The sequence below is a fragment of the Archangium minus genome (assembly GCF_044360475.1).
GTDB lineage: Bacteria > Myxococcota > Myxococcia > Myxococcales > Myxococcaceae > Archangium > Archangium minus.
Map to the genome: position 1 here is coordinate 5931032 of NZ_CP043494.1, position 20990 is coordinate 5952021.

Annotated in this window: 3 protein-coding genes; all 3 read left to right on the forward strand. The window is 70.6% G+C overall.

The features are described from left to right. The first annotated feature begins 10 nt into the window (after positions 1-10). The 3 genes from F0U60_RS24290 to F0U60_RS24300 are packed head-to-tail and all read left to right on the forward strand — an operon-like array spanning position 11 to position 20964. The gene (locus tag F0U60_RS24290; protein WP_395823775.1) at positions 11-10138 is read left to right on the forward strand and encodes an SDR family NAD(P)-dependent oxidoreductase; all 10128 of its coding nucleotides are present in this window, start codon (positions 11-13) and stop codon (positions 10136-10138) included. A gap of 15 nt (positions 10139-10153) precedes the next feature. Next, positions 10154-16756: an SDR family NAD(P)-dependent oxidoreductase gene (locus F0U60_RS24295; RefSeq protein WP_395823777.1), complete on the forward strand. Its 6603-nt coding sequence runs from the start codon at positions 10154-10156 to the stop codon at positions 16754-16756. Continuing rightward, positions 16753-20964: an amino acid adenylation domain-containing protein gene (locus tag F0U60_RS24300; RefSeq protein ID WP_395823779.1), complete on the forward strand. Its 4212-nt coding sequence runs from the start codon at positions 16753-16755 to the stop codon at positions 20962-20964. Before F0U60_RS24295 ends, F0U60_RS24300 begins: the two co-directional genes overlap by 4 nt. Positions 20965-20990 lie beyond the last annotated feature (26 nt).

Consider the following 20990-nt stretch of genomic DNA (forward strand, 5'->3'; position numbering starts at 1 on the left):
GAACGAGCACATGAGCACCGGATCAGGAACGGGAGAGGCGAGCCCCGCGCTCAAGCGAGCACTGCTGGCCGTCCAGGACATGCGCGCCCGCTTGGAGGCCATGGAGCGTGCTCGCACCGAGCCGATCGCCGTGGTGGGCCTGGGTTGCCGCTTCCCGGGTGGCGTGAGCGGGCCCGAGGCCTTCTGGAGGCTGTTGCGCGAGGGGCGCGAGGCCGTCACCGAGGTCCCCCTGAGTCGCTGGGACGTGGATGCCCTGTACGATCCGGATCCGGACGCGCCGGGGAAGATCTCCTCGCGACATGGCGCCTTCGTGGAGGACGTGGATCGCTTCGACGCGCGCTTCTTCGGCGTGTCGCCGCGCGAGGCCCAGAGCATGGATCCTCAGCAGCGTCTGCTGCTGGAGGTGAGCTGGGAGGCGCTGGAGCACGCGGGTCTTGCCCCGGATCGGCTCGCGGGCAGCCGCACCGGCGTCTTTGTGGGCATCAGCAGCAACGACTACCTGCGCTTCCTCTTCGCGGACCCCGAGCGGATCGACGCCTACGTGGGCACGGGCAACGCGGACAGCGTGGCCTCCGGGCGGTTGTCGTATCTGCTGGGGCTGAAGGGTCCGAGCCTCTCCGTGGACACTGCGTGCTCGTCCTCGCTGGTGGCGGTGCACCTGGCGTGTCAGAGCCTGCGCCGCCGCGAGTGCGATGTGGCGCTCGGCGCCGGGGTGAACCTCATCCTGTCTCCCGAGGTGTCTATCAACTTCTCCAAGGCGCGGATGCTCGCGCCGGACGGGAAGTGCAAGACGTTCGACGCGGCGGCGGATGGCTACGTGCGCGGCGAGGGCTGCGGCGTGGTGGTGCTCAAGCGCCTGGCGGACGCGCTGGCCAGTGGTGACACCGTGCTGGCCGTCATTCGCGGCTCGGCGGTGAACCAGGACGGGCGCAGCGCCGGGTTGACCGCGCCCAATGGTCCTTCTCAGGAGGCCGTCATCCGCGAGGCCCTGTCTGACGCGGGGCTCAAGCCCTCCGACGTGGGGTATGTGGAGGCCCATGGCACGGGAACCTCGCTGGGGGATCCCATCGAGGTGCGGGCGCTCGGCTCGGTGCTCCGCGAGGGCCGTGAGGCGGGCAAGGCGTGTCTCGTCGGTTCGTTGAAGACGAACATCGGCCACCTGGAGTCGGCAGCCGGTGTGGCCGGGCTCATCAAGGCGGTGCTGGCGGTGCGGCACGGGGAGATTCCTCCGCATCTGAACTTCCACCAGCCCAGCCCGCACATTCCCTGGAACGAGCTGCCGGTGTCGGTGCCCACGGCGTTGACGCCGTGGTCCGGTGGGAAGCGCGTCGCTGGAGTGAGCTCGTTCGGTTTCAGTGGCACCAACGCGCACGTCATCGTGGAGGAGCCGCCCGCGCCCGCCTCGGTGCCGGCGTCCGCTGGACGACCTGCGCACCTGCTGGCGCTCTCGGCCCGAGATGAGAAGGCGCTGGTGGAGCTGGCCGGACGTCATTCCGAGCGCCTCGCGGAAGAGCCCTCGCTGGCGTTGGCGGACGTGTGCGCCTCGGCGAATACGGGGCGCGCGCACCTGGGGACTCGGCTGGCGGTGGTGGCCGGGAGCACCGGGGAGCTGCGCGAAAAGCTCGCGGCCTTCGCTGCCGGCGAGCAGCCCGCGGGTGTCCAGAGCGGCGGCCTGGAGAAGTCCGAGGCGCCCGAGGTGGCGTTCCTCTTCACGGGACAGGGCAGCCAGTACGTGGGCATGGGGCGCGGCCTGTACGAGTCGGAGCCTGTGTTCCGCGCGGCGCTGGACCGGTGCCAGGAGTTGTTGCGCCCGCTGCTGCCCAGGCCGCTGCTGTCGGTGATGTTCGGGCTGGAGCCCGGCGACGGAGAGCTGCTGTCGCGGACGCAGTACACGCAGCCGGCGCTGTTCGCGCTGGAGTACGCACTGGCGGAGCTGTGGCGCTCGTGGGGCGTGGTGCCGCACGTGGTGCTAGGGCACAGCGTGGGCGAGATCGCCGCGGCGTGCGTGGCGGGAGTGTTCAGCCTGGAGGACGGGCTGAAGCTGATCGTCGAGCGCGCGCGGTTGATGCAGGCGCTGCCGTCGGGTGGAGCCATGGCGGCGGTGTTCGCGCCCGAAGCTCAGGTGAAGGCGGCGCTGGTGGGCCATGAGGCTGCGGTGTCGCTGGCGGGCCTCAACGGCCCGGGCGAGACGGTCATCTCGGGCAGCGCCGACGGCGTGGACGCGGTGCTGGCGAAGCTGGCGGCAGAGGGCGTGAAGGGGAAGAAGCTGGTCGTATCGCATGCGTTCCACTCGCCACTCATGGAGCCGATGCTGGAGGCGTTCGGCGCGGTGGCCGCGAAGGTGACGCACCAGGCGCCGAAGCTGGAGGTGCTCGGAAACCTGACGGGGCAAGCGCAGCGGGAGTTTTCGGCGGACTACTGGAAGCGGCACGTGCGCGAGCCGGTGCGTTTCGCCGACAGCATTCGTACGCTGTTCGCTCAGGGCGTGCGGGTGGTCGTGGAGATTGGCCCGAAGCCGACGCTGATCGCGCTGGCGCAGCGCTGCGTGCCCGAGGCGGAGGGGCTCTGGGTGCCCTCGCTGCGGGAGGGGCAGGACGACCTCCGGCAGGTGCTCTCCAGTCTCGGAGCGCTCTATGTCCGGGGCGTTCCGGTGGACTGGAGCGGGCTGTCGGGCGGAGCTGTCCGCCGCCGCGTCTCGTTGCCCACGTATCCCTTCCAGCGGCAGTCCTACTGGGTGGATCGGCGCGAGGGTTCGCAGGTCCGTTCGTCGAGCGAGCGCTCGCATGAGTGGCTCCATGCGCTCTCCTGGGTGGAGGACGGAACGCTCGTCTCGAACACCCCGGGCTCGGTGGAGGGTCGGTGGATCGTCCTGACCGATCGGGGCGGCGTGGGTGAGGCGCTCGCGGCGAAGCTGACCGCTGGCGGTGCCTCCTGCTCGGTGGTGCCTGCCGGGAGCCATACGCCGGAGGAGCTGGAGCGGAAGCTCGCGTCGTTGTGCTCGGAGGGGACGGCTCCTCGGGGCGTGGTGTACCTGGATGGCCTGGACGCCTCCGGTGAGCAGGCGGTGCCCGTGGAGGCTGGCGCGGCGGTGCAGGGCGCGCTGGCCGTGGTGAAGGCGCTCGCGAAGACGGGGGCGGGTTCGAAGCTGTGGCTCGTTACCCGGGGCGCTCAGCCTGTTCGAGGTGCGCCGGTGGTGGTGGCGCAGTCCCCTCTGTGGGGGCTGGGTCGTGTGGTCGCGGCGGAGCACCCGGACCTGTGGGGCGGGCTGGTGGACCTGGAGCCCGGTGCTCCCGAGGCGGAGCTCGCCGCGCTGTTCAGTGAGCTCACTTCCTCCCGCGAGGCGCCGCAGGTGGCCTTCCGCGAGGGTCATCGTTGGACGGCCAGGCTGGAGGCAGGTGCCTCGGTTCCGTCCGCCGCGCCTCGGTTCGAGGCCGAGGCAACCTACCTCGTGACAGGAGGACTCGGCGCGCTGGGCCGGCGGCTCGCTCGCTGGCTGGTGGAGCGCGGGGCGCGTCACGTGGTGCTGGTGGGACGGCGGAGCCCCTCCGAGGAGCTCGCTGCCGAGCTGCGCTCGCTGGAAGAGAAGGGCGCTCGTGTCACCGTGCTCCAGGGTGACGTGGCTCGTGCCGAGGACGTGGCGCATGTCATGGGCTCCATCCAGGGGTCGCTGCCGCCGCTCAAGGGCATCCTCCACGCGGCGGGTGTGGTCGATGACGGTGTGCTGCTCCAGCTCACGCCCGAGCGGGTGGAGCGCGTGCTCGCGCCCAAGGTGGCGGGAGCCTGGAACCTGCACCTCGCCACGCGCGAGCTGTCCCTGGACTTCTTCGTGCTGTTCTCCTCGGCGGCGGGGCTGCTCGGCTCGCCGGGGCAGGGCAACTACGCGGCGGCCAATGCCTTCCTGGATGCGCTGGCGCATCTCCGCCGCGCCAACGGCCTCCCCGCGCTGAGCATCGCCTGGGGTCCGTGGGCCGAGGCGGGCATGGCGGCCTCGCTCGACGAGCGGAGCCTCCAGCGGTGGGCCCGTCGAGGCATGGCGTTGATCGCTCCGTCCGAGGGGCTCTCGCTCCTGGGACGGCTGCTCTCCGCCGGGCGCGCCACCGAGGTGGCGGTGCTGCCCATCGACTGGGAGAAGTACCTCGCCTCCGCGCCGGGCGGTGTGCCCTCGATGCTTGCGGGACTGGCCGAGCGCTCGCGGCGTGCCGCCCCCGCTCCCGCCCCCGTGGTGGAGTCCGAGCTGCGCAAGCGGCTCGAGTCCGCACCGTCCGGCAATCGCGCGGATGTGGTGCTCGACTTCGTGCGTCGTGAGACTGAGCGCGTGCTGGGCCTCGATGGCTCGCGGCCTCTCGAGCTGCACCGGGGCCTGTTCGACATGGGCCTGGACTCGCTGATGGCGGTGGAGCTGCGCAACCGGCTCCAGCGCGCCGTGGGCAGCGAGGTGGCCCTGCCTCCCACGCTCATCTTCAACCACCCGAACATCCAGGCCCTGGCCACGTACCTGTCCGGACGCCTGCTGCCCGATGCGGCCTCCACGCCCACTCCGGCGGTGGCGACCCGCGCTGAGCGGGACGAGCCCATCGCCATCGTGGGCATGGGGTGCCGCTTCCCGGGTGGCGCGAACAGCCCCGAGGCCTTCTGGCAACTGCTGCGCGAGGGCCGCGACGCCATCGTGGAGGTGCCTCCGGAGCGCTGGGATCGCGACGCCTGGTACGACCCGAACCCCGAGACGCCCGGGAAGATGTCCACGCGCCACGGCGGCTTCCTCCGAGACGTGGACCAGTTCGATCCGGAGTTCTTCGGCATCGCTCCTCGTGAGGCCAACAACATGGACCCCCAGCACCGCCTCCTGCTCGAGGTGGCCTGGGAGGCGCTGGAGCACGCGGGGATCGCGCCGTCGCGGCTCGCGGGCAGCCGCACCGGTGTCTTCGTGGGCATCAGCGGTACGGACTACGCCCAGCTCCAGCTCCGCCGGGGAGACCCCTCGCGCATCGACGCGTACTTCGCCACGGGCAACGCGCTGAGCGCGGCGGCGGGCCGCGTGTCCTACGTGCTCGGATTCCAGGGGCCCGCGCTGGCCATCGACACGGCATGCTCGTCCTCGCTGGTGGCGCTCCACACCGCTTGCCGCAGCCTGCGCGCGGGTGAGTGCGAGGTGGCGCTCGCCGGTGGCGTCAACCTCACGTTGCTGCCCGAGACCAACGTCAACCTGTCCCGGGCGCGCATGATGGCGTCCGACGGCCACTGCAAGACGTTCGACGCGTCTGCGGATGGCTACGTGCGCAGCGAGGGCTGCGGACTGCTGGTGCTCAAGCCGCTCTCGGCCGCGCTCGCGGCGGGGGAGCGGGTGCTGGCTGTCATCCGAGGCTCGGCGGTGAACCAGGACGGGCGCAGCGTGGGGCTCACCGCGCCCAACGGCACCGCGCAGGAGGCCGTCATCCGCGAGGCCCTCGCCAATGCTGGCGTGAAGCCCGCGCAGGTGGGCTACGTGGAGGCCCATGGCACTGGTACCTCCCTGGGAGATCCGATCGAGGTCCGCGCACTCGGAGCGGTGCTCTCGGAGGGGCGTAAGCCCGAGGAGCCCTTCCTGCTGGGCTCGGTGAAGACGAACGTGGGCCACCTGGAGTCGGCCGCGGGTGTGGCTGGATTGATGAAGGTGGTGTTGTCGTTGCAGCACGGGGAGCTTCCTCCGCACCTCCACTTCAAGAAGCCCAACCCGCGCATCTCCTGGGACGAGATTCCGGTGCGTGTCGTTACCGAGCTCACGCCCTGGCCCGCGGGGCCGAGAAAGCGCATCGCCGGGGTGAGCTCGTTCGGGTTCATCGGCACCAACGCGCACGTGGTGCTGGAGGAGGCTCCGGCCCAGGCCGAGGCGGAGACCGCGGTTACGCCCGAGGACGAGGTGCCGCACCTGCTGGCGCTGTCAGCCCGCACGGATGAGGCTCTGCGCGAGCTGGCTGGCCGCCATGCGCGGTACCTGGAGCAGGAGCCCGCGGCCCGGCTGACGGACGTGTGCCTATCGGCGAACACGGGGCGCTCGCACCTGGCGCGGCGCGCGGGCGTGGTGGCGCGCTCGGCAGACGAGCTGCGGGAGACGCTGGAGCGGTTCTCCGAGGGCGAGCGGCCTGACGCGGTGTTCACGGGTGAGGCCCTGGATCCGAGCCGCCGCCGCGTGGCCTTCCTCTTCACGGGGCAGGGGGCGCAGTTCGCGGGCATGGGGCGCGGCCTGTACGAGACAGAGCCCGTCTTCCGCGAGGCGCTGGACAAGTGCGACGAGCTGCTGCGTCCCCGGCTGGAGAAGCGGCTGCTGTCGGTGCTGTACCCAGCGGGCGGAGAGACCACGCCGCTGGACGAGACGCGCTACACGCAGCCGGCGCTGTTCTCGCTGGAGTATGCGCTGGCTGAGCTGTGGCGCTCGTGGGGCGTGGTGCCGCACGTGGTGCTGGGCCATAGCGTGGGCGAGATTGCCGCGGCGTGCGTGGCGGGGGTGCTCAGCCTGGAGGAGGGCCTGGCGCTCATCGCGGAGCGCGGACGGCTGATGCAGGAGCTGCCTCGCGGCGGAGCCATGGCCGCGGTGTTCGCCACCGAAGAGAAGGTGCTGCCCGCGCTGGTGGGCCACGAGACGGCGGTGTCATTGGCGGGCCTCAATGGGCCCGGCGAGACGGTCATCTCGGGCACGGCGCTGGGCGTGGACGCGGTGTTGGCGAAGCTGGCGGCGGGTGGCATCAAGGCGAAGAAGCTGGTGGTGTCGCACGCGTTCCACTCGCCGCTGATGGAGCCGATGCTGGAGGCGTTCGGCGCGGTGGCGGCGAAGGTGACGCACCGGGAGCCGAAGCTGGAGGTGCTCAGCAACCTGACGGGACAGGCGCAGCGGGAGTTCACGGCGGACTACTGGAGGCGGCACGCACGCGAGCCGGTGCGCTTCGCCGATAGCATCCGTGCCCTGCACGCGCAGGGGGTGGAGCTCTTCGTGGAGATTGGCCCGAAGCCGACGCTGCTCGGACTGGCGCAGCGCTGCGTGCCCGAGGGTCATGGCCTGTGGCTGCCGTCGCTGCGCAAGGGCAAGGAGGACGGGCAGCAGATGCGAGAGAGCCTCGCGGTCCTCTACGCGCGAGGCGTGGAGCCCCGGTGGGAGGCCCTGGAGCGCGGGGCGGGGCGTCGAATTTCGCTGCCCACGTACCCGTTCCAGCGGCGCCGTTGCTGGATCGACGACGCACCTCCTGCTCGTCCTGTTGCTCAGGCTGCGGCGGCTCCTGCGCCCGCCTCGCGTCCGGGTGAACACCCGCTGCTGGGCCGCCGTGTGTCCTCGCCCGGCATGAAGGAGATTCTCTTCGAGTCCTGCCTGAGCGTGCAGTCGCCTCGGCTGCTCGATGATCACCGTGTGCAGGGGCTGGCGGTGGTGTCCGGCCCCACTGAAGCCTCCATGGTCCTGGACGCGGCGGCGCGGGTGCTCGGGCCGGGGCCCTCGCTCATCGAAGAGATGGTCATCCAGGAGGCCTTCATCCTCCCGGACGAGGGCTCGCGCACGGTGCACACCGTGCTCGCGCCCCAGGGCTCCGGCGAGGCGGCGTTCCGCATCTCGAGCTGCAAGGCAGGAGACGAGCAGGACGCGAGCGCCTGGCGACTCCACGTCAGCGGCAAGGTGCGCGGTGCGCCAGAGGGCGGAACCGAGGGCGCGGCCTCTCCGTCGTTCGAGGAGGTACGGGCGCGCTGCACCGAGGAGATCTCCCGCGAGGACTTCTACCGAATCGTCTCGCCCAAGGCGGCGTTCAAGTTCGGCCCCACCTACGAGTGCATCGAGAAGGTCTGGCGCCAGGAGCGCGAGGCGCTGTGCTGGATGAAGCTGCCCGAGGTGGTGTCGGGGGACGAGGCCTCGAACTACCGCATCTACCCGAGCATGCTCGATGCGTGCTTCCAGCTCTTCATCGCGGCGCGCTTCGGTGTGGCGACGGGCATGGAGACGGGAGACGGGTGGGTGCCCTTCGGCATGCCGCACCTGCGCTTCCACGACTTCCGAGGCGGGCGGTTGTGGTGCCACGTGTCGGTGGAGGACGACGGCTCCAGCGGCAAGGAGACCGTGCGCGGGCAGCTCCGGCTGTTCAACGAGTCGGGGGCCTTGGTGGCCTGGGGGAGGGACCTCATCTTCAAGCGCGCTCGCCGCGAGGCGCTGATGCGCGTGCGCGCCACGCTCGAGGGCCTCTCCGACTGGTACTACGAGCTGGAGTGGCAGCCCTCGGAGGCCCCGGCCGGTGGTCGCCTGGAGGGACAGTGGTTGATCCTCGCGGATCGTGGAGGCACGGGGGCCGCGCTGGCCGACAAGCTCACGGCAGCCGGGGCCACTCCGGTGCTTGCCTTCGCGGGCGAGGACTGGAGCGTCTCCAGCAACGGGCACTACACCGTCTCGCCCTCGCGGCCGGAGCACTTCACTCGGCTCTTCGAGGCGCTGCGAAGCTCCGGTGGGTCCCCGCGCGGCGTGGTGCACCTGTGGAGCCTGGACGCCCCGGCGAACGCGAACCTCACCCTCGAGGTGCTCAGGTCCGTTCGCGAGCGGTCCGTGGCTTCTGCCCTGCATGCGCTCCAGCAGCTCGCACGAGGAGAGAGCGGCGGTGCCCGAGCGAAGCTGTGGGTGGTGACGCGCGGCGCCCAGGCCGTGGGCGGGACGTCCTCCTCGGTGGCGCAGTCGCCGCTGTGGGGAATCGGTCCCGTCGCGGCGCTGGAGCTGCCCGAGCACTGGGGTGGGTTGATCGACCTGGAGCCCACTGCGTCCGGCGACGGGGCGGCGGGGCTGCTCACGGAGCTGGCGCATCCGGCGGCGGATCAGATCGCCTTCCGCGGAGGCCGGCGCCATGTGGCTCGGCTGGCGCGCAGCCGGAAGAGGGACACGGGCCCGGAGTCTCCGGCAGTGGAGGCCCACGCCACGTACCTGGTGACGGGAGGCCTCGGAGCGCTGGGCTTGCAGGTGGCTCGGACGCTGATGCAGCAGGGTGCGCGCCACCTTGTGCTGCTGGGACGTACCGCCCCGGCTGAGCAGACACGCGAGGCCGTGAACGCGCTGGAGTCCTCTGGCGCTCGGGTCGAGGTGATGGCGGCGGATGTCGCCCGGCGCGAGGACGTGGAGCGAGTGCTGGCACGCATCCGCGAGGCCCTGCCTCCGCTGCGAGGCGTGGTGCACGCGGCGGGGGTGCTCGCGGACGGCGTGCTGCTGGAGCAGGCGTGGCCGCGCTTCGCCGAGGTCTTTCCCGCCAAGGTGGAGGGCGCGTGGAACCTGCACGTGCTCACCCGGGACCTGCCGCTGGACTTCTTCGTCCTCTTCTCCTCGGCGGCGTCGCTGGTGGGATCGGCGGGGCAGGCCAACTACGCCGCCGCCAATGCCTTCCTGGATGCGCTCGCGCACCTGCGGCGCTCCGAGGGCCTGCCCGCGCTCAGCATCAACTGGGGCCCGTGGTCTGGCTCGGGCATGGCCGCGGAGGTGGCCAGCCGGCGCTGGGCCGAGCGGGGCGTGGACCTCATCACTCCCACGCAAGGTGCACAGCTCTTCCAGGCGCTGCTCGGCCGGAGGGACGTGCCGCGGCTCGGGGTGATGTCGGCGCGCTGGGCCCGTGTCCTCGAGCGCTTCGCCCCGGGCGAGGAGCCGAGGGTGCTTTCCGCCCTCGCTCGCGAGGTGCGGCCCGTGATGAGGGACGCCTCGCCAGCCCGAAGCGAGACCTCGGAGAAGAGTGACTTCCTCGCGCAGCTCGAGCAGTCCCAGCCCAAGCGCCGCCGCGAGCTGCTCCGCCAGGGCGTGGAAAAGTGGAGCGCCGAGGTGCTTGGCCTCCAGTCCATCGATACGCGCAAGCCGCTCTTCGAGCTGGGGCTGGACTCGCTGATGGCCGTGGATCTGCGCAACCGCCTCCAGCGCGCGGTGGGCGTCAGCCTGCCGCCCACGCTCGTCTTCGAGAACCCCACCGTCGACGCAATCGTCGAGCTGATCCTCGGCCAGGTGTTCACGGCGACCACTCCCGAGCCCGTGCCCGCCACCCTGGCGAGTCCCTCCATGCGCCAGGGTCCCGAGCTGCCCGAGAACCTGGACACCCTCTCCGAAGCCGAGCTGCGCAAGCTGCTCGACGCGGAGCTCGCGGCCGCCACTGACCTCATCGAGTCCTGAACGGAACCCACCGCCATGAGCACTCCCGAGACGAACGACACCACCGCCCGCCTGCGCGAAGCCGTCGTCGCCCTCAACAAGATGCGCGGCAAGCTGGAGTCCGCCGAGCGCGAGAAGACGGAGCCCATCGCCATCGTTGGTATGGGTTGCCGCTTCCCCGGCGGAGCCAATGGCCCAGCCGGCTTCTGGCGGCTGCTGCGCGACGGCGTGGATGCCATGCGCGAGGTGCCGAAGGACCGCTGGGACCTCGATGCCTGGTACGACGCCAACCCGGATGCGCCTGGGAAGATGTACGTCCGCGAGGGCGGCTTCGTGGACCAGGTGGATCGCTTCGACGCGGGCTTCTTCGGGATTACGCCCCGCGAGGCCGCGGCGATGGATCCGCAGCAGCGCCTGCTGCTGGAGGTGGCCTGGGAGGCGCTGGAGAACGCCGGGCAGGTGCCCACGCGGCTCGCGAACAGCCCCACGGGCGTGTTCGTGGGCGTGATGGGGAACGACTACTCGCGGCTCCAGATGCGCATGGATGATCCGGCGCGGATCGATCCGTACACTGGCACCGGGTATGCGTGGAGCTTCCTCGCCGGGCGGCTGTCGTTCCTGTTAGGGCTACAAGGGCCGAGCATGGTGGTGGACACCGCGTGCTCCTCGTCCCTGGTGGCCGTGCATCTGGCGGTGCGGAGCCTGCGCAGCGGCGAGTGCAACCTGGCCATCGCCGCCGGAGTGAGCCTCATCCTCGCGCCCGAGTCGAACGTCATCATGTGCCAGCTCAAGGCGCTGGCGAAGGACGGGCGGTGCAAGACGTTCGATGCCTCGGCGGACGGGTACGGGCGGGGCGAGGGCTGCGGCGTGGTGGTGCTCAAGCGCCTGTCGGATGCGATCGCCGCGGGGGATGAGATCCTCGCTGTCATTCGAGGCACGGCCACCAACCACGACGGGCCGAGCGGTGGTCTCACCATTCCCAACGGAGCGGCTCAGCAGGACGTCATTCGTCGGGCGCTGGCCAACGGCAAGGTGGCACCGCACCAGGTGAGCTACCTGGAGGCCCATGGCACCGGCACGTCGCTGGGAGATCCGATCGAGCTGCGCGCCATGTGGGCGGTGCTCGGGCAGGGGCGGCCCGCGGAGCGGCGGCTGACGGTGGGCTCGGTGAAGACGAACTTCGGCCACCTGGAGGGCGCCGCGGGCATCTCGGGGCTCATCAAGCTGGCGCTCTCGTTGCGGCACAAGCAGCTCCCCGCGCACCTGCACCTGAAGAATCCCAATCCGTATATCGATTGGGACCGGATGCCCATCGACATCCCGAGGCAGCTCGCGGCGTGGGAGGTGCCTTCCGGAGAGACGCGCATCGGTGGCGTCAGCTCCTTCGGTCTGAGCGGCATCAACGCGCACGTGGTGCTGGAGGAGGCACCGGAGCGCAAGGAGCCGGTGAGGGCGCAGGTGGCGCGAGAGGTAGTGCTGCCGCTGTCAGCGAAGAGCGAGGAGGCGCTGAAGGCGCTGGCGGGCGAGTACGTGAAGGCGCTGGAGGAGCAGGGCGCGCCGGGAGTGGAGGAGGCGGGGTACACGGCGGCGGTGCGGCGAGCGCACCATGAGCAGCGGCTGGCGGTGGTGGGAGCGAGCCGAGAGGAGTGGACGGAGAAGCTGAGGGCGTGGCTGAGGGGAGAGGAGCGACCCGGGCTGACGGCGGGGAAGGTGGAGGAGCGACCCGGGCTGACGGCGGGGAAGGTGGAGGAGGGAAGGCGGGGCAAGGTGGTGTTTGTGTTCCCGGGCCAGGGCTCGCAGTGGGAGGGAATGGGCCGGGAGCTGATGGGGAAGGAGCCGGTATTCCGGCAGGCGATAGAGGCGTGCGACGCGGCGTTGAAGCGGCACGTGAAGTGGAGCCTGAAGGAGGTGCTGGAGAGGGGGCAGGTGCTGGAGAAGGTGGAGGTCATCCAACCGGCACTGTTCGCGGTGGAGGTGGCGCTGGCGGCGCTGTGGAGGAGCTGGGGAGTAGAGCCGGACGCGGTGGTGGGCCACAGCATGGGAGAGGTGGCGGCGGCACATGTGGCCGGGGCGCTGAGCCTGGAGGACGCGGCGCGGGTCATCTGCGAGCGCAGTCGGCTGGTGGCGAGCACGAGTGGCAAGGGCGGGATGGCGGTGGTGGAGCTGGGGGCGGAGGAGGCGGAGAAGCGCGTTGCCAGCAAGGGTGGGCGAGTCTCCGTGGCGGCGAGCAACGGGCCGAGAAGCACGGTGCTGGCGGGAGAGAAGGAGGTGGTGGGGGAGGTACTGAAGGAGCTGGAGGGGGAGGGGAAGTTCTGCCGGTGGGTGAAGGTGGATTACGCCTCGCACTCGGGGCAGATGGAGCCGCTCAAGCCGGAGTTGATGCGGGTGCTGGGTAGCGTGAGGCCCAAGGCGGGCACCGTGCCCATCTACTCGACGGTGACCGTCACCGCTGGAGACGGCGCGGACTTTGATGCGAGCTACTGGGTGAGGAATCTCCGGGAGCGGGTGCGCTTCGCGGAGGTGGTGAAGAAGCTGAAGGAAGAGGGGCACGGACTCTTCGTGGAGATGAGCCCGCACCCCATCCTCAAGAATGAGGTGGAAGGCAGCGCCGAGGGCGGTGTGATCGCGCTGCCGTCGCTGCGTCGCGGAGAGCCGGAGAAGGCGGCGCTGCTGGGCTCGCTGGGCGCGCTGTACGCGGCGGGCCACGAGGTGGACTGGACGAAGCAGCATCCCCAGGGTGGCCGGTTCGTGGCTCTTCCCAACTACCCGTGGCAGCGCCAGCGCCACTGGTTGGAGGGACTCGACGCGGGTGGAAACAGGAGCGCGCGCAGCCGGGCCACCTCACGTCACCCCCTGCTGGGTGATTCGCTGCATGCGTCGGTGGGGCCGGGCACTCGCTTCTGGGAGCTCGATCTCGGCCTGGAGCGGCTGCCCTTCCTCGCGGATCACCGTGTGCAGGGCGCGATCATCCTGCCCGCGGCCGCATACCTGGAGATGGCCACCTCAGCCGCCATCGAGGGCTTTGGCGCTGAGTCGCCACGCGTCGAAGGCGTGCGCTTCTCCCGAGCCCTCTTCCTGCCGGACGAAGGGACGCGCCGCGTGCAGCTCGCGCTCACTCCGGAGCCGGGCGGGGTCGTGTCCTTCCAGGTGTCCAGTGCCTCGCCGGACGAGCACACATGGACGCTGCACGCCTCGGGCACGCTGCGCCTGGCGGCTGCGCAATCGAAGGACGCCGCTGGCCTGGATGAGGCACAGGTGCGGGCTCGCTGCTCGGAGCAGGTGTCCGGGGCTCGGCACTACGAGGACTCAAGGGCGCGCGGGCTCGACTATGGCCCCGGCTTCCAGGGCGTCGAGGCGCTCTGGCGCCGCGATGGAGAGGCGCTCGGTCGCATCCAGCTTCCCGCGCCAGTGGCGCAGACCGCGGGCGCCTATCGCATCCACCCCGCGCTGCTGGACGCCTGCTTCCAGGTGGTGACGGCCGCCGTGCCTGCGGATGCCATGGGTCAGGATGAGACGTACCTGCCCGTGGGCATGGCGTCCTTCCGAATCCTCGCGCCGACCCGGGGCGCGCTGTGGAGCCACGCCACCTTGCGCCCCGCCGAGGATGGCAATGGCTTCGTAGGCGACGTGCTCATCCACGACGCCGAGGGCCGGCTCGTCGGGGAGATCCACGGCATCCGTGCACAGCGGCTGGACGCCACGAAGAACGGCGACTCGTTGGCGGACTGGCTGTACGAGGTGAGCTGGGTGCCCCGCGCGCGCCCCGTGCGCACCGAGCGTCCAGCCGAGGCCGGAAGGTCGGGCTGGCTCGTGCTCGCCGATCACAGCGGCGTTGGAGCCTGGCTCGCGATTCGGCTCCAGGCCCGGGGCGAGCGTGCCGTGCTGGTGACGGCCTCGTCGGGTGCGGAGGGTTGCGTCCTTGAATCGCCCGATCGCTACAAGATCGATCCGAGGAACCCCGCCTCCTTCCGTCAGCTCCTGGCCGAGGCCTTCGGGGCGAAGCCGCCCGTGGGGGTGGTGCACCTGTGGAGCCTCGATGTGGCCTCGCCCGGCCTGGACAGCGCGGCGTGGCTGCGCGAGTCCGAAATGCTCAACCCCACGAGCGTGCTGCACCTGTCCCAGGCGTTGGCTGGAGCGGGGTGGAACAAGGCACCCCGGTTGTGGCTCGTCACCCGGGGCTCGCAGCCGGTGGGCTCGAGGCCGGTGCTCCCGGGTGGATCCTCTCTGTGGGGCATGGCTCGCACCCTGGAGCTCGAGAGCCCTGAGTGGCGCTGCTCCGTGGTGGATCTCGACACGGAGGGAGAAGTCTCCACCCAGGCCGCGAGTCTGCTCGACGAGTTGGACGCGGATGACACCGAGCCCCAGGTGGTCCTGCGGGGCACGGAGCGATCGGTGGCGCGGCTCGTTCGTGCATCCGAGCCTCGTTCCGGCGCGGCGGGTGCCCGGGTCGCGGCGGCGGGTCGCCCGTACCGGCTGGAGGTCTCTCAACCTGGCTTGCTGGAGAACCTGACGCTGCGAGAGATCGTGCGCCGTGCTCCGGGCGCGGGCGAGGTGGAGATCGAGGTGCGTGCCGCGGGCCTCAACTTCCTGGACGTGCTGTCCGCGCTGGGCATGCGCCCGGATGTGGAGCCGGACGGGGTGGTGAAGCCGGGTGGCGAGTGCTCGGGCGTGGTGGTGGCGGTGGGCGAGGGTGTCACCGAAGTGCGCCCAGGGGACGCGGTCATCGCTCTGGCGCCCTTCAGCTTCAGCACCCACGTCACCACGCTGGCGACCTTCGTGGCGCCCAAGCCGCCGCACCTGTCCTTCGAAGAGGCAGCGGGCATCCCCATCACCTTCATGACGGCTCACTACGCGCTGAACCACGTGGGCCGGTTGCAGCGCGGGGAGCGGGTGCTCATCCACTCGGCCTCGGGTGGCACGGGGCTCGCTGCCGTGGCGCTGGCCCGGCTCGCGGGCGCGGAGATCTTCGCCACTGCGGGCAGCGAGGAGAAGCGCGCGTACTTGCGCTTCCTGGGTCTCCATCACGTGATGGATTCGCGCTCGCTGGCCTTCGCCGAGGAGATCCGTGGCCTCACGGGAGGTCAGGGCGTGGACGTGGTGCTCAACTCGCTCAGCGGCGAGGCCGTCTCCACGAGTCTCTCGGTGCTGGCGCCCTACGGCCGCTTCCTGGAGATCGGCAAGCGGGACATCTACGAGGACCGGCGGCTGGGCCTGGCCCCGTTCCAGCGCAACCTGACGTACTCGGCCATCGATTTGGCGCGCATGCTGCGCGAGCGGCCCGCGCTCGCGGGTTCGCTGCTGCGCCAGGTCGTGGCCCTGTTCGCGGACCGCACGCTCTCGTCTCCGCCGGTGCGAGCCTTCCCGCTGTCCCATGCGGAGGAGGCCTTCCACCACATGGCCCAGGCGCGACACATCGGGAAGATCGTCCTCTGCCCGGAGGCCTCCCCCGAGGTCCGCATCGCGCCGCTCGCCGCCGCTGTCCGGTCGGATGGCACGTACCTCATCACCGGCGGCCTGGGGGGGCTCGGGCTGGTGCTCGCTCGCTGGCTCGTGGAGCAGGGGGCACGCCAGCTTGTTCTGGTGGGGCGCAGCCGGCCTACATCGCAGCAGGCCCAGGAGACACTCGCCCGGTTGTCTGCGACGGGGGCGCGGGTCGTGGTGGCTTCGGCGGATGTCACCCAGCCAGAATCCCTGGCTGTGCTCCTCGCGGACATCTCTCGGAGTGGACCGCCGCTGCGTGGCATCTTCCACTGTGCGGCGGTGTTGGACGACGGCATCATGCTGCACCTCGAGCGCGAGCGCTTGCACCGGGTGATGGCACCGAAGGTGGAGGGGGCGTGGAACCTGCACACCCTGACGAGTGACCTGCCCCTGGACTTCTTCGTTCTCTTCTCCTCGGCGGCTTCAGTGCTCGGTGCGGAGGCCCAGTCCAACTACGCCGCCGCCAATGCCTTCCTTGATGCGCTGGCCTGGTACCGGCGGTCTCGGGGGCTGCCGGCCCAGAGCATCAACTGGGGTCCCTGGTCCGAGGTGGGTCTCGCCGCAGCACGGCCCGAGCGGGGCGCCCGTCTGGAGTCGTACGGCCTGAACAGCATCAGCCCCACCCAAGGCATGGAGATCCTCGAGCGGCTGCTGCGAGAGGATCGTGAGCAGGTGATGGTGCTGTCCTTGAACGTCGCGCGCTTGCGGCGCTCCCCTCAGGTGGTCGTGTCCCGTCCCCTGTTGGCCGAGCTTCTGGAGGGAGAGGGAGATTCAGACGGTGTCCGGCTCGATGCCGCCGCCATCCTGCGCACCCTCCGCTCCGCGCCGCCGCCCGAGCGCCGTTCGCTCCTCGAGTCGCACCTCCAGGAGCAGGTGGCCCGCACGCTTCGAATGGATCCCGAGAAGCTGTCGCTGGGACAGGCGCTCAATCGCATGGGGCTCGACTCGCTCATGGCCATGGAGCTGAAGAAGCGTGTCGAGGCCAGCCTCGGGGTATCGCTCCCCGTGGTTCGTTTCCTGAAGGGCCCCAGCATCTCCGAGCTGGCCGGAGAGCTGCTGGAGCACATCGCCACCGGAGACGCGCTCGAGGCCGTCCTGGTGCCCACGGCCGCCACCCCGGCCGCGGATGACGGAGAGTGGGAGATCGTACGTCTATGAGTATCCAGGTGTTGCTGTCCGAGCTGGCTCGCCGTGGCATCCAGCTCTCCCTTGTCGAGGGGCAGATCGACGTACGCGCGCCCAAGGGGGCCCTCACGCCCGAACTGCGCAACGAGCTGGCCCGCGGCAAGGAGGAACTCCTGGCCGTCATGCGCGCTCGCGCAGGGGGTGGCGAGCGCCAGCTCCCGCAGCTCGTTCCGGATCCGGCCCACCGCTACGAGCCCTTCCCGCTCACGGACATTCAGCAGGCCTACTGGATTGGCCGCAGCGCCGCGTACGACCTGGGCGACATCTCCATCCACCTCTACACCGAGCTGGATGCCGTGGGGTTGGACCTGGAGCGGCTGGAGCGCGCGTGGAACGCGGCCGTTGCCCGGCACGACATGCTGCGCGCCGTCATCCTGCCGGACGGCCGTCAGCAGATCCTCCCGGAGGTGCCTCGGTACTCCATCGCCGTGAAGGATCTGCGTGGGCGGGCTGCGTCCGAGGTTGAGGCGGAGCTGGCGGAGGCCCGCGAGCGGCTGTCGCACCAGGTCTTCCAGGCGGATCAGTGGCCCACCTTCGAGGTGAGCGCCACGCGGATGGACGGCGATCGCATCCGCGTGCACGTGAGCGTGGATCTGCTCCACGTTGACGGCGGAAGCCTGCTGCTGCTCAACCAGGATTGGATCCAGCTCTACCTGAACCCGGACAAGGCGCTGCCACCACTGGAGCTGTCCTACCGCGACTACGTGTTGGCGGAGCAGGCGCTGCACGAGACGGAGCTGTACCGGCGCTCGATGGACTACTGGCGCGAGCGCGTGAAGGCGCTGCCTCCCGCGCCGGAGCTGCCGCTGGCGAAGAAACCGGGCTCGCACGGGAGCACCCGCTTCACCCGCCGCGACGGCCGCCTGTCTCCCGAGCTGTGGAGTCGGGTGATGGCTCGCTGCACCGCGCTCGGCCTCACTCCGTCCGCGGTGCTGATGGCCGCCTATGCCGAGGTGCTCGCCGCCTGGAGCCGCAACCCCCGGCTGACGCTCAACGTCACCCTCTTCAACCGTCTGCCGCTGCACCCGCAGGTGAACTCCCTGCTGGGTGACTTCACCTCGATGATCCTCCTCGGGGTGGATGGCTCGGTGTCGGAGCCGCTCGTCTCGCGCGTGCAGCGCCTGCAGGAGCAGCTCTGGACGGACCTGGAGCACCGCTACGTGAGCGGCGTACAGGTACTGCGCGAGCTGGCTCGGTACAACGGGACGGAGGCGGGCGGCATGCCCGTCGTCTTCACGAGTTTGCTCAGCCTGGGCGCGCAGGGGTACCGCCCGCCCGTCACCTCGTGGAAGGCGCTGGGCGAGGTGGCCTTCAGCCTGACGCAGACGCCGCAGGTGTGGCTGGACAACCAGGTCTTCGAGGAGGAGGGCGCGCTCGTCTACCACTGGGACGCGGTGGAGGCGCTCTTCCCTCCGGGGATGCTGGACGCCATGTTTGCCGCGTGGAACGAGCTGCTGCTGCGGCTGGCCACTCGCGAGGAGGCGTGGAGTGAGCTCCGAGCCCAGCGCGTGCTGCCTCCGTCCGAGCAGCTCTCCGCCCGCGAGGCCCTCAACGCCACCTCCGCGCCCATCCCGGACAAGTCACTGCCCCAGCTCCTCGCCGAGCAGGCCGCACTGCGGCCCCAACACCGCGCCGTGGTGTCCTCCTCGAAGGTGCTCACCTATGAGGAGCTCACCCGCCGGGCCTTCCACCTGGGCCAGCGTCTGGCCTCGCTCGGTGCCCGCACGGATGCGCCCGTGGCGGTGGTGATGGAGAAGGGCTGGGAGCAGGTGGTCGCCGTGTACGCCATCCACTCGGCGGGCGCGCCCTACTTGCCAGTGGATCCGGAGGTGCCGCCCGAGCGTCTGCGCTATCTGCTCCAGCAGGGCGAGGTGCGTCTGGTGCTCACGCAACCTCAGCTGGACGCCCGGCTCTCGTGGCCCGAGGGCGTGCAGCGTCTGCTCGTGGAGGACGGTCCCGTTCCCGAGCCTGTGGCTCCTGCCGCGCTCCCGCGCTCCAACGACCTGGCCTATGTGCTCTACACCTCGGGCTCCACCGGTCTGCCCAAAGGCGTGATGATCGAGCACCGGAGCGTGGTCAACCGCATCCTCGACATCAACACGCGCTTCTCGGTGGGTCCGGAGGACAAGGCGCTCGGGCTCACGGCGCTGCACCACGACCTGTCTGTCTACGATCTCTTCGGCGTGCTGGCCGCGGGCGCCACGCTTGTCATCCCGGACGCCGACAAGGTGAAGGACCCGTCGCACCAGGCCGAGTGGATGGCGCGTGAGGGCGTCACCTTCTGGAACTCGGTGCCGGCCTTCCTGGAGATGCTGGTGGATCATCTGGAGCAGTCGCCTGACGCGGCCGTGCCGAGCGCGCTGCGCAAGGTGATCCTCGCGGGTGACTGGATCCCGGTGACGTTGCCGGAGCGCCTGCGCGCGAAGGTGCCCGAGGTGCGCATCATCGCCTCGGGCGGCCCCACGGAGACCACTGTCTGGGACATCTGGTACGAGGTGGGGGCCGTGGACCCGGCGTGGCCGAGCATCCCCTACGGCAAGCCGCTGGCGAACGCGCGCTACCACGTCCTCAACGAGTTGCTGGAGCCGTGCCCGGTGTGGGTGCCCGGACAGCTCTACATTGGCGGCGTGGGACTGGCTCGCGGCTACTGGCGGGACGCGGAGAAGACGCGCGCCAGCTTCATCACCCACCCGCGCACCGGTGAGCGCCTCTACAAGAGCGGAGACCTGGGCCGCTGGCTGCCGGATGGGAACATCGAGTTCCTCGGCCGCGTGGACTTCCAGGTGAAGATCAACGGCCAGCGCATTGAGCTGGGGGAGATCGAGACCACGCTCACCCAGCACCCACGTGTGCGCAACGCCATTGCGTTGGTCGCGGGCGGGGAGCAGGGCAAGAAGCACCTGGTGGCGTATGTCGTCGCCGACGAGCAGCCGAAGGAGCCGGAGAAGGCGGAGACGCCCGCGGCGCTCGATCCGGCCCAGGGCGGCGGCATGGGCCCGAGCATGTTGACGGATCCCGTGCAGCGGCTCGAGTTCAAGCTGGCGAAGCGTGGCGTGCGGAAGGTGGAGCCGGGCGAGGAGGTGGTGGAGCTGCCTCCGCCAGCCATCGACGAGTCGCTCTACGCGCTGCGCCGCAGCCACCGCGAGTTCCCGAAGCCAGTGACGGTGGAGCAGCTCGGGCGGCTGTTGCAGAGCCTGGTGTCCATCGAGGCCGGAGGGCTGTCCAAGTACCGTTACCCGTCGGCGGGCGGCCTGTATCCGGTGCGGCTCTACGTGTCCGTGGAGCCGGGTCGCGTCGAGGGACTGCCGGGCGGCGTCTACTACCACCACCCGGTGCAGCATCGACTCGTCCGCGTGTCCGGAGAGGCGCTGGGGCAGGAGATCCACGCGCCCGCGAACAAGGCGATGGCGGCCCAGGCCGCGTTCACCGTCTTCCTGGTGGGCCACCTGGAGGCCATCGCCCCCATGTACGGTCCGATGGCGAAGGACTTCTGTCTGCTGGAGGCCGGCTACATGGGCCAGCTCCTGATGACGGAGTCTGCCTCGTGCGGCATCGGCCTGTGTGGTCTGGGCCTGGTGGACGCAGAGGCCGTCCGGAACCGGCTCGGCCTGGGTGCGGAGGACGTGCTGGTGCACTCGCTCCTCGGCGGTGGCGTGGAGGTGTCCAACGTGCTGAAGCCTCCGGCGGAGGAGGGGGGCGGTGCGCCTCGCTCGCTCGCGGAGGAGCTGCGGGACTTCCTGCGTGCCCGGCTGCCTGGACACATGGTGCCGCGGCTCGTGCTCAAGGACGCGCTGCCCCTCACGCCCAACGGCAAGGTGGATCGCAAGGCGCTGCTGGCCGAGGCGGTGGTCTCGACCGTCGAGGAGGTCTACGAGGCCCCCACGGGCAACCTCGAGAGCGTGCTGGCGGAGATCGTCCAGCAGGTGCTCGGACTGGAGCAGGTGAGCGTCACGCGGAACTTCTTCGACCTGGGCGCTAACTCGCGGCACGTGGTGCAGATCCACGGCAAGCTGAGGCAGGCGCTCGGGATGGACATCAAGGTGACGGATGCCTTCCGCTATCCCTCCATCCGCGCGCTGGCGGCCCACCTGGGTCAAGCGCCCCAGGGGGAGTCGGTGACGCAGAAGGGGCGGAATCGGGCCGAGGCACGACTCGCGTCGCGCAGCCGCAGGCAGGGCTGAAATCCCGCAGCACGGAACGGCAAGGA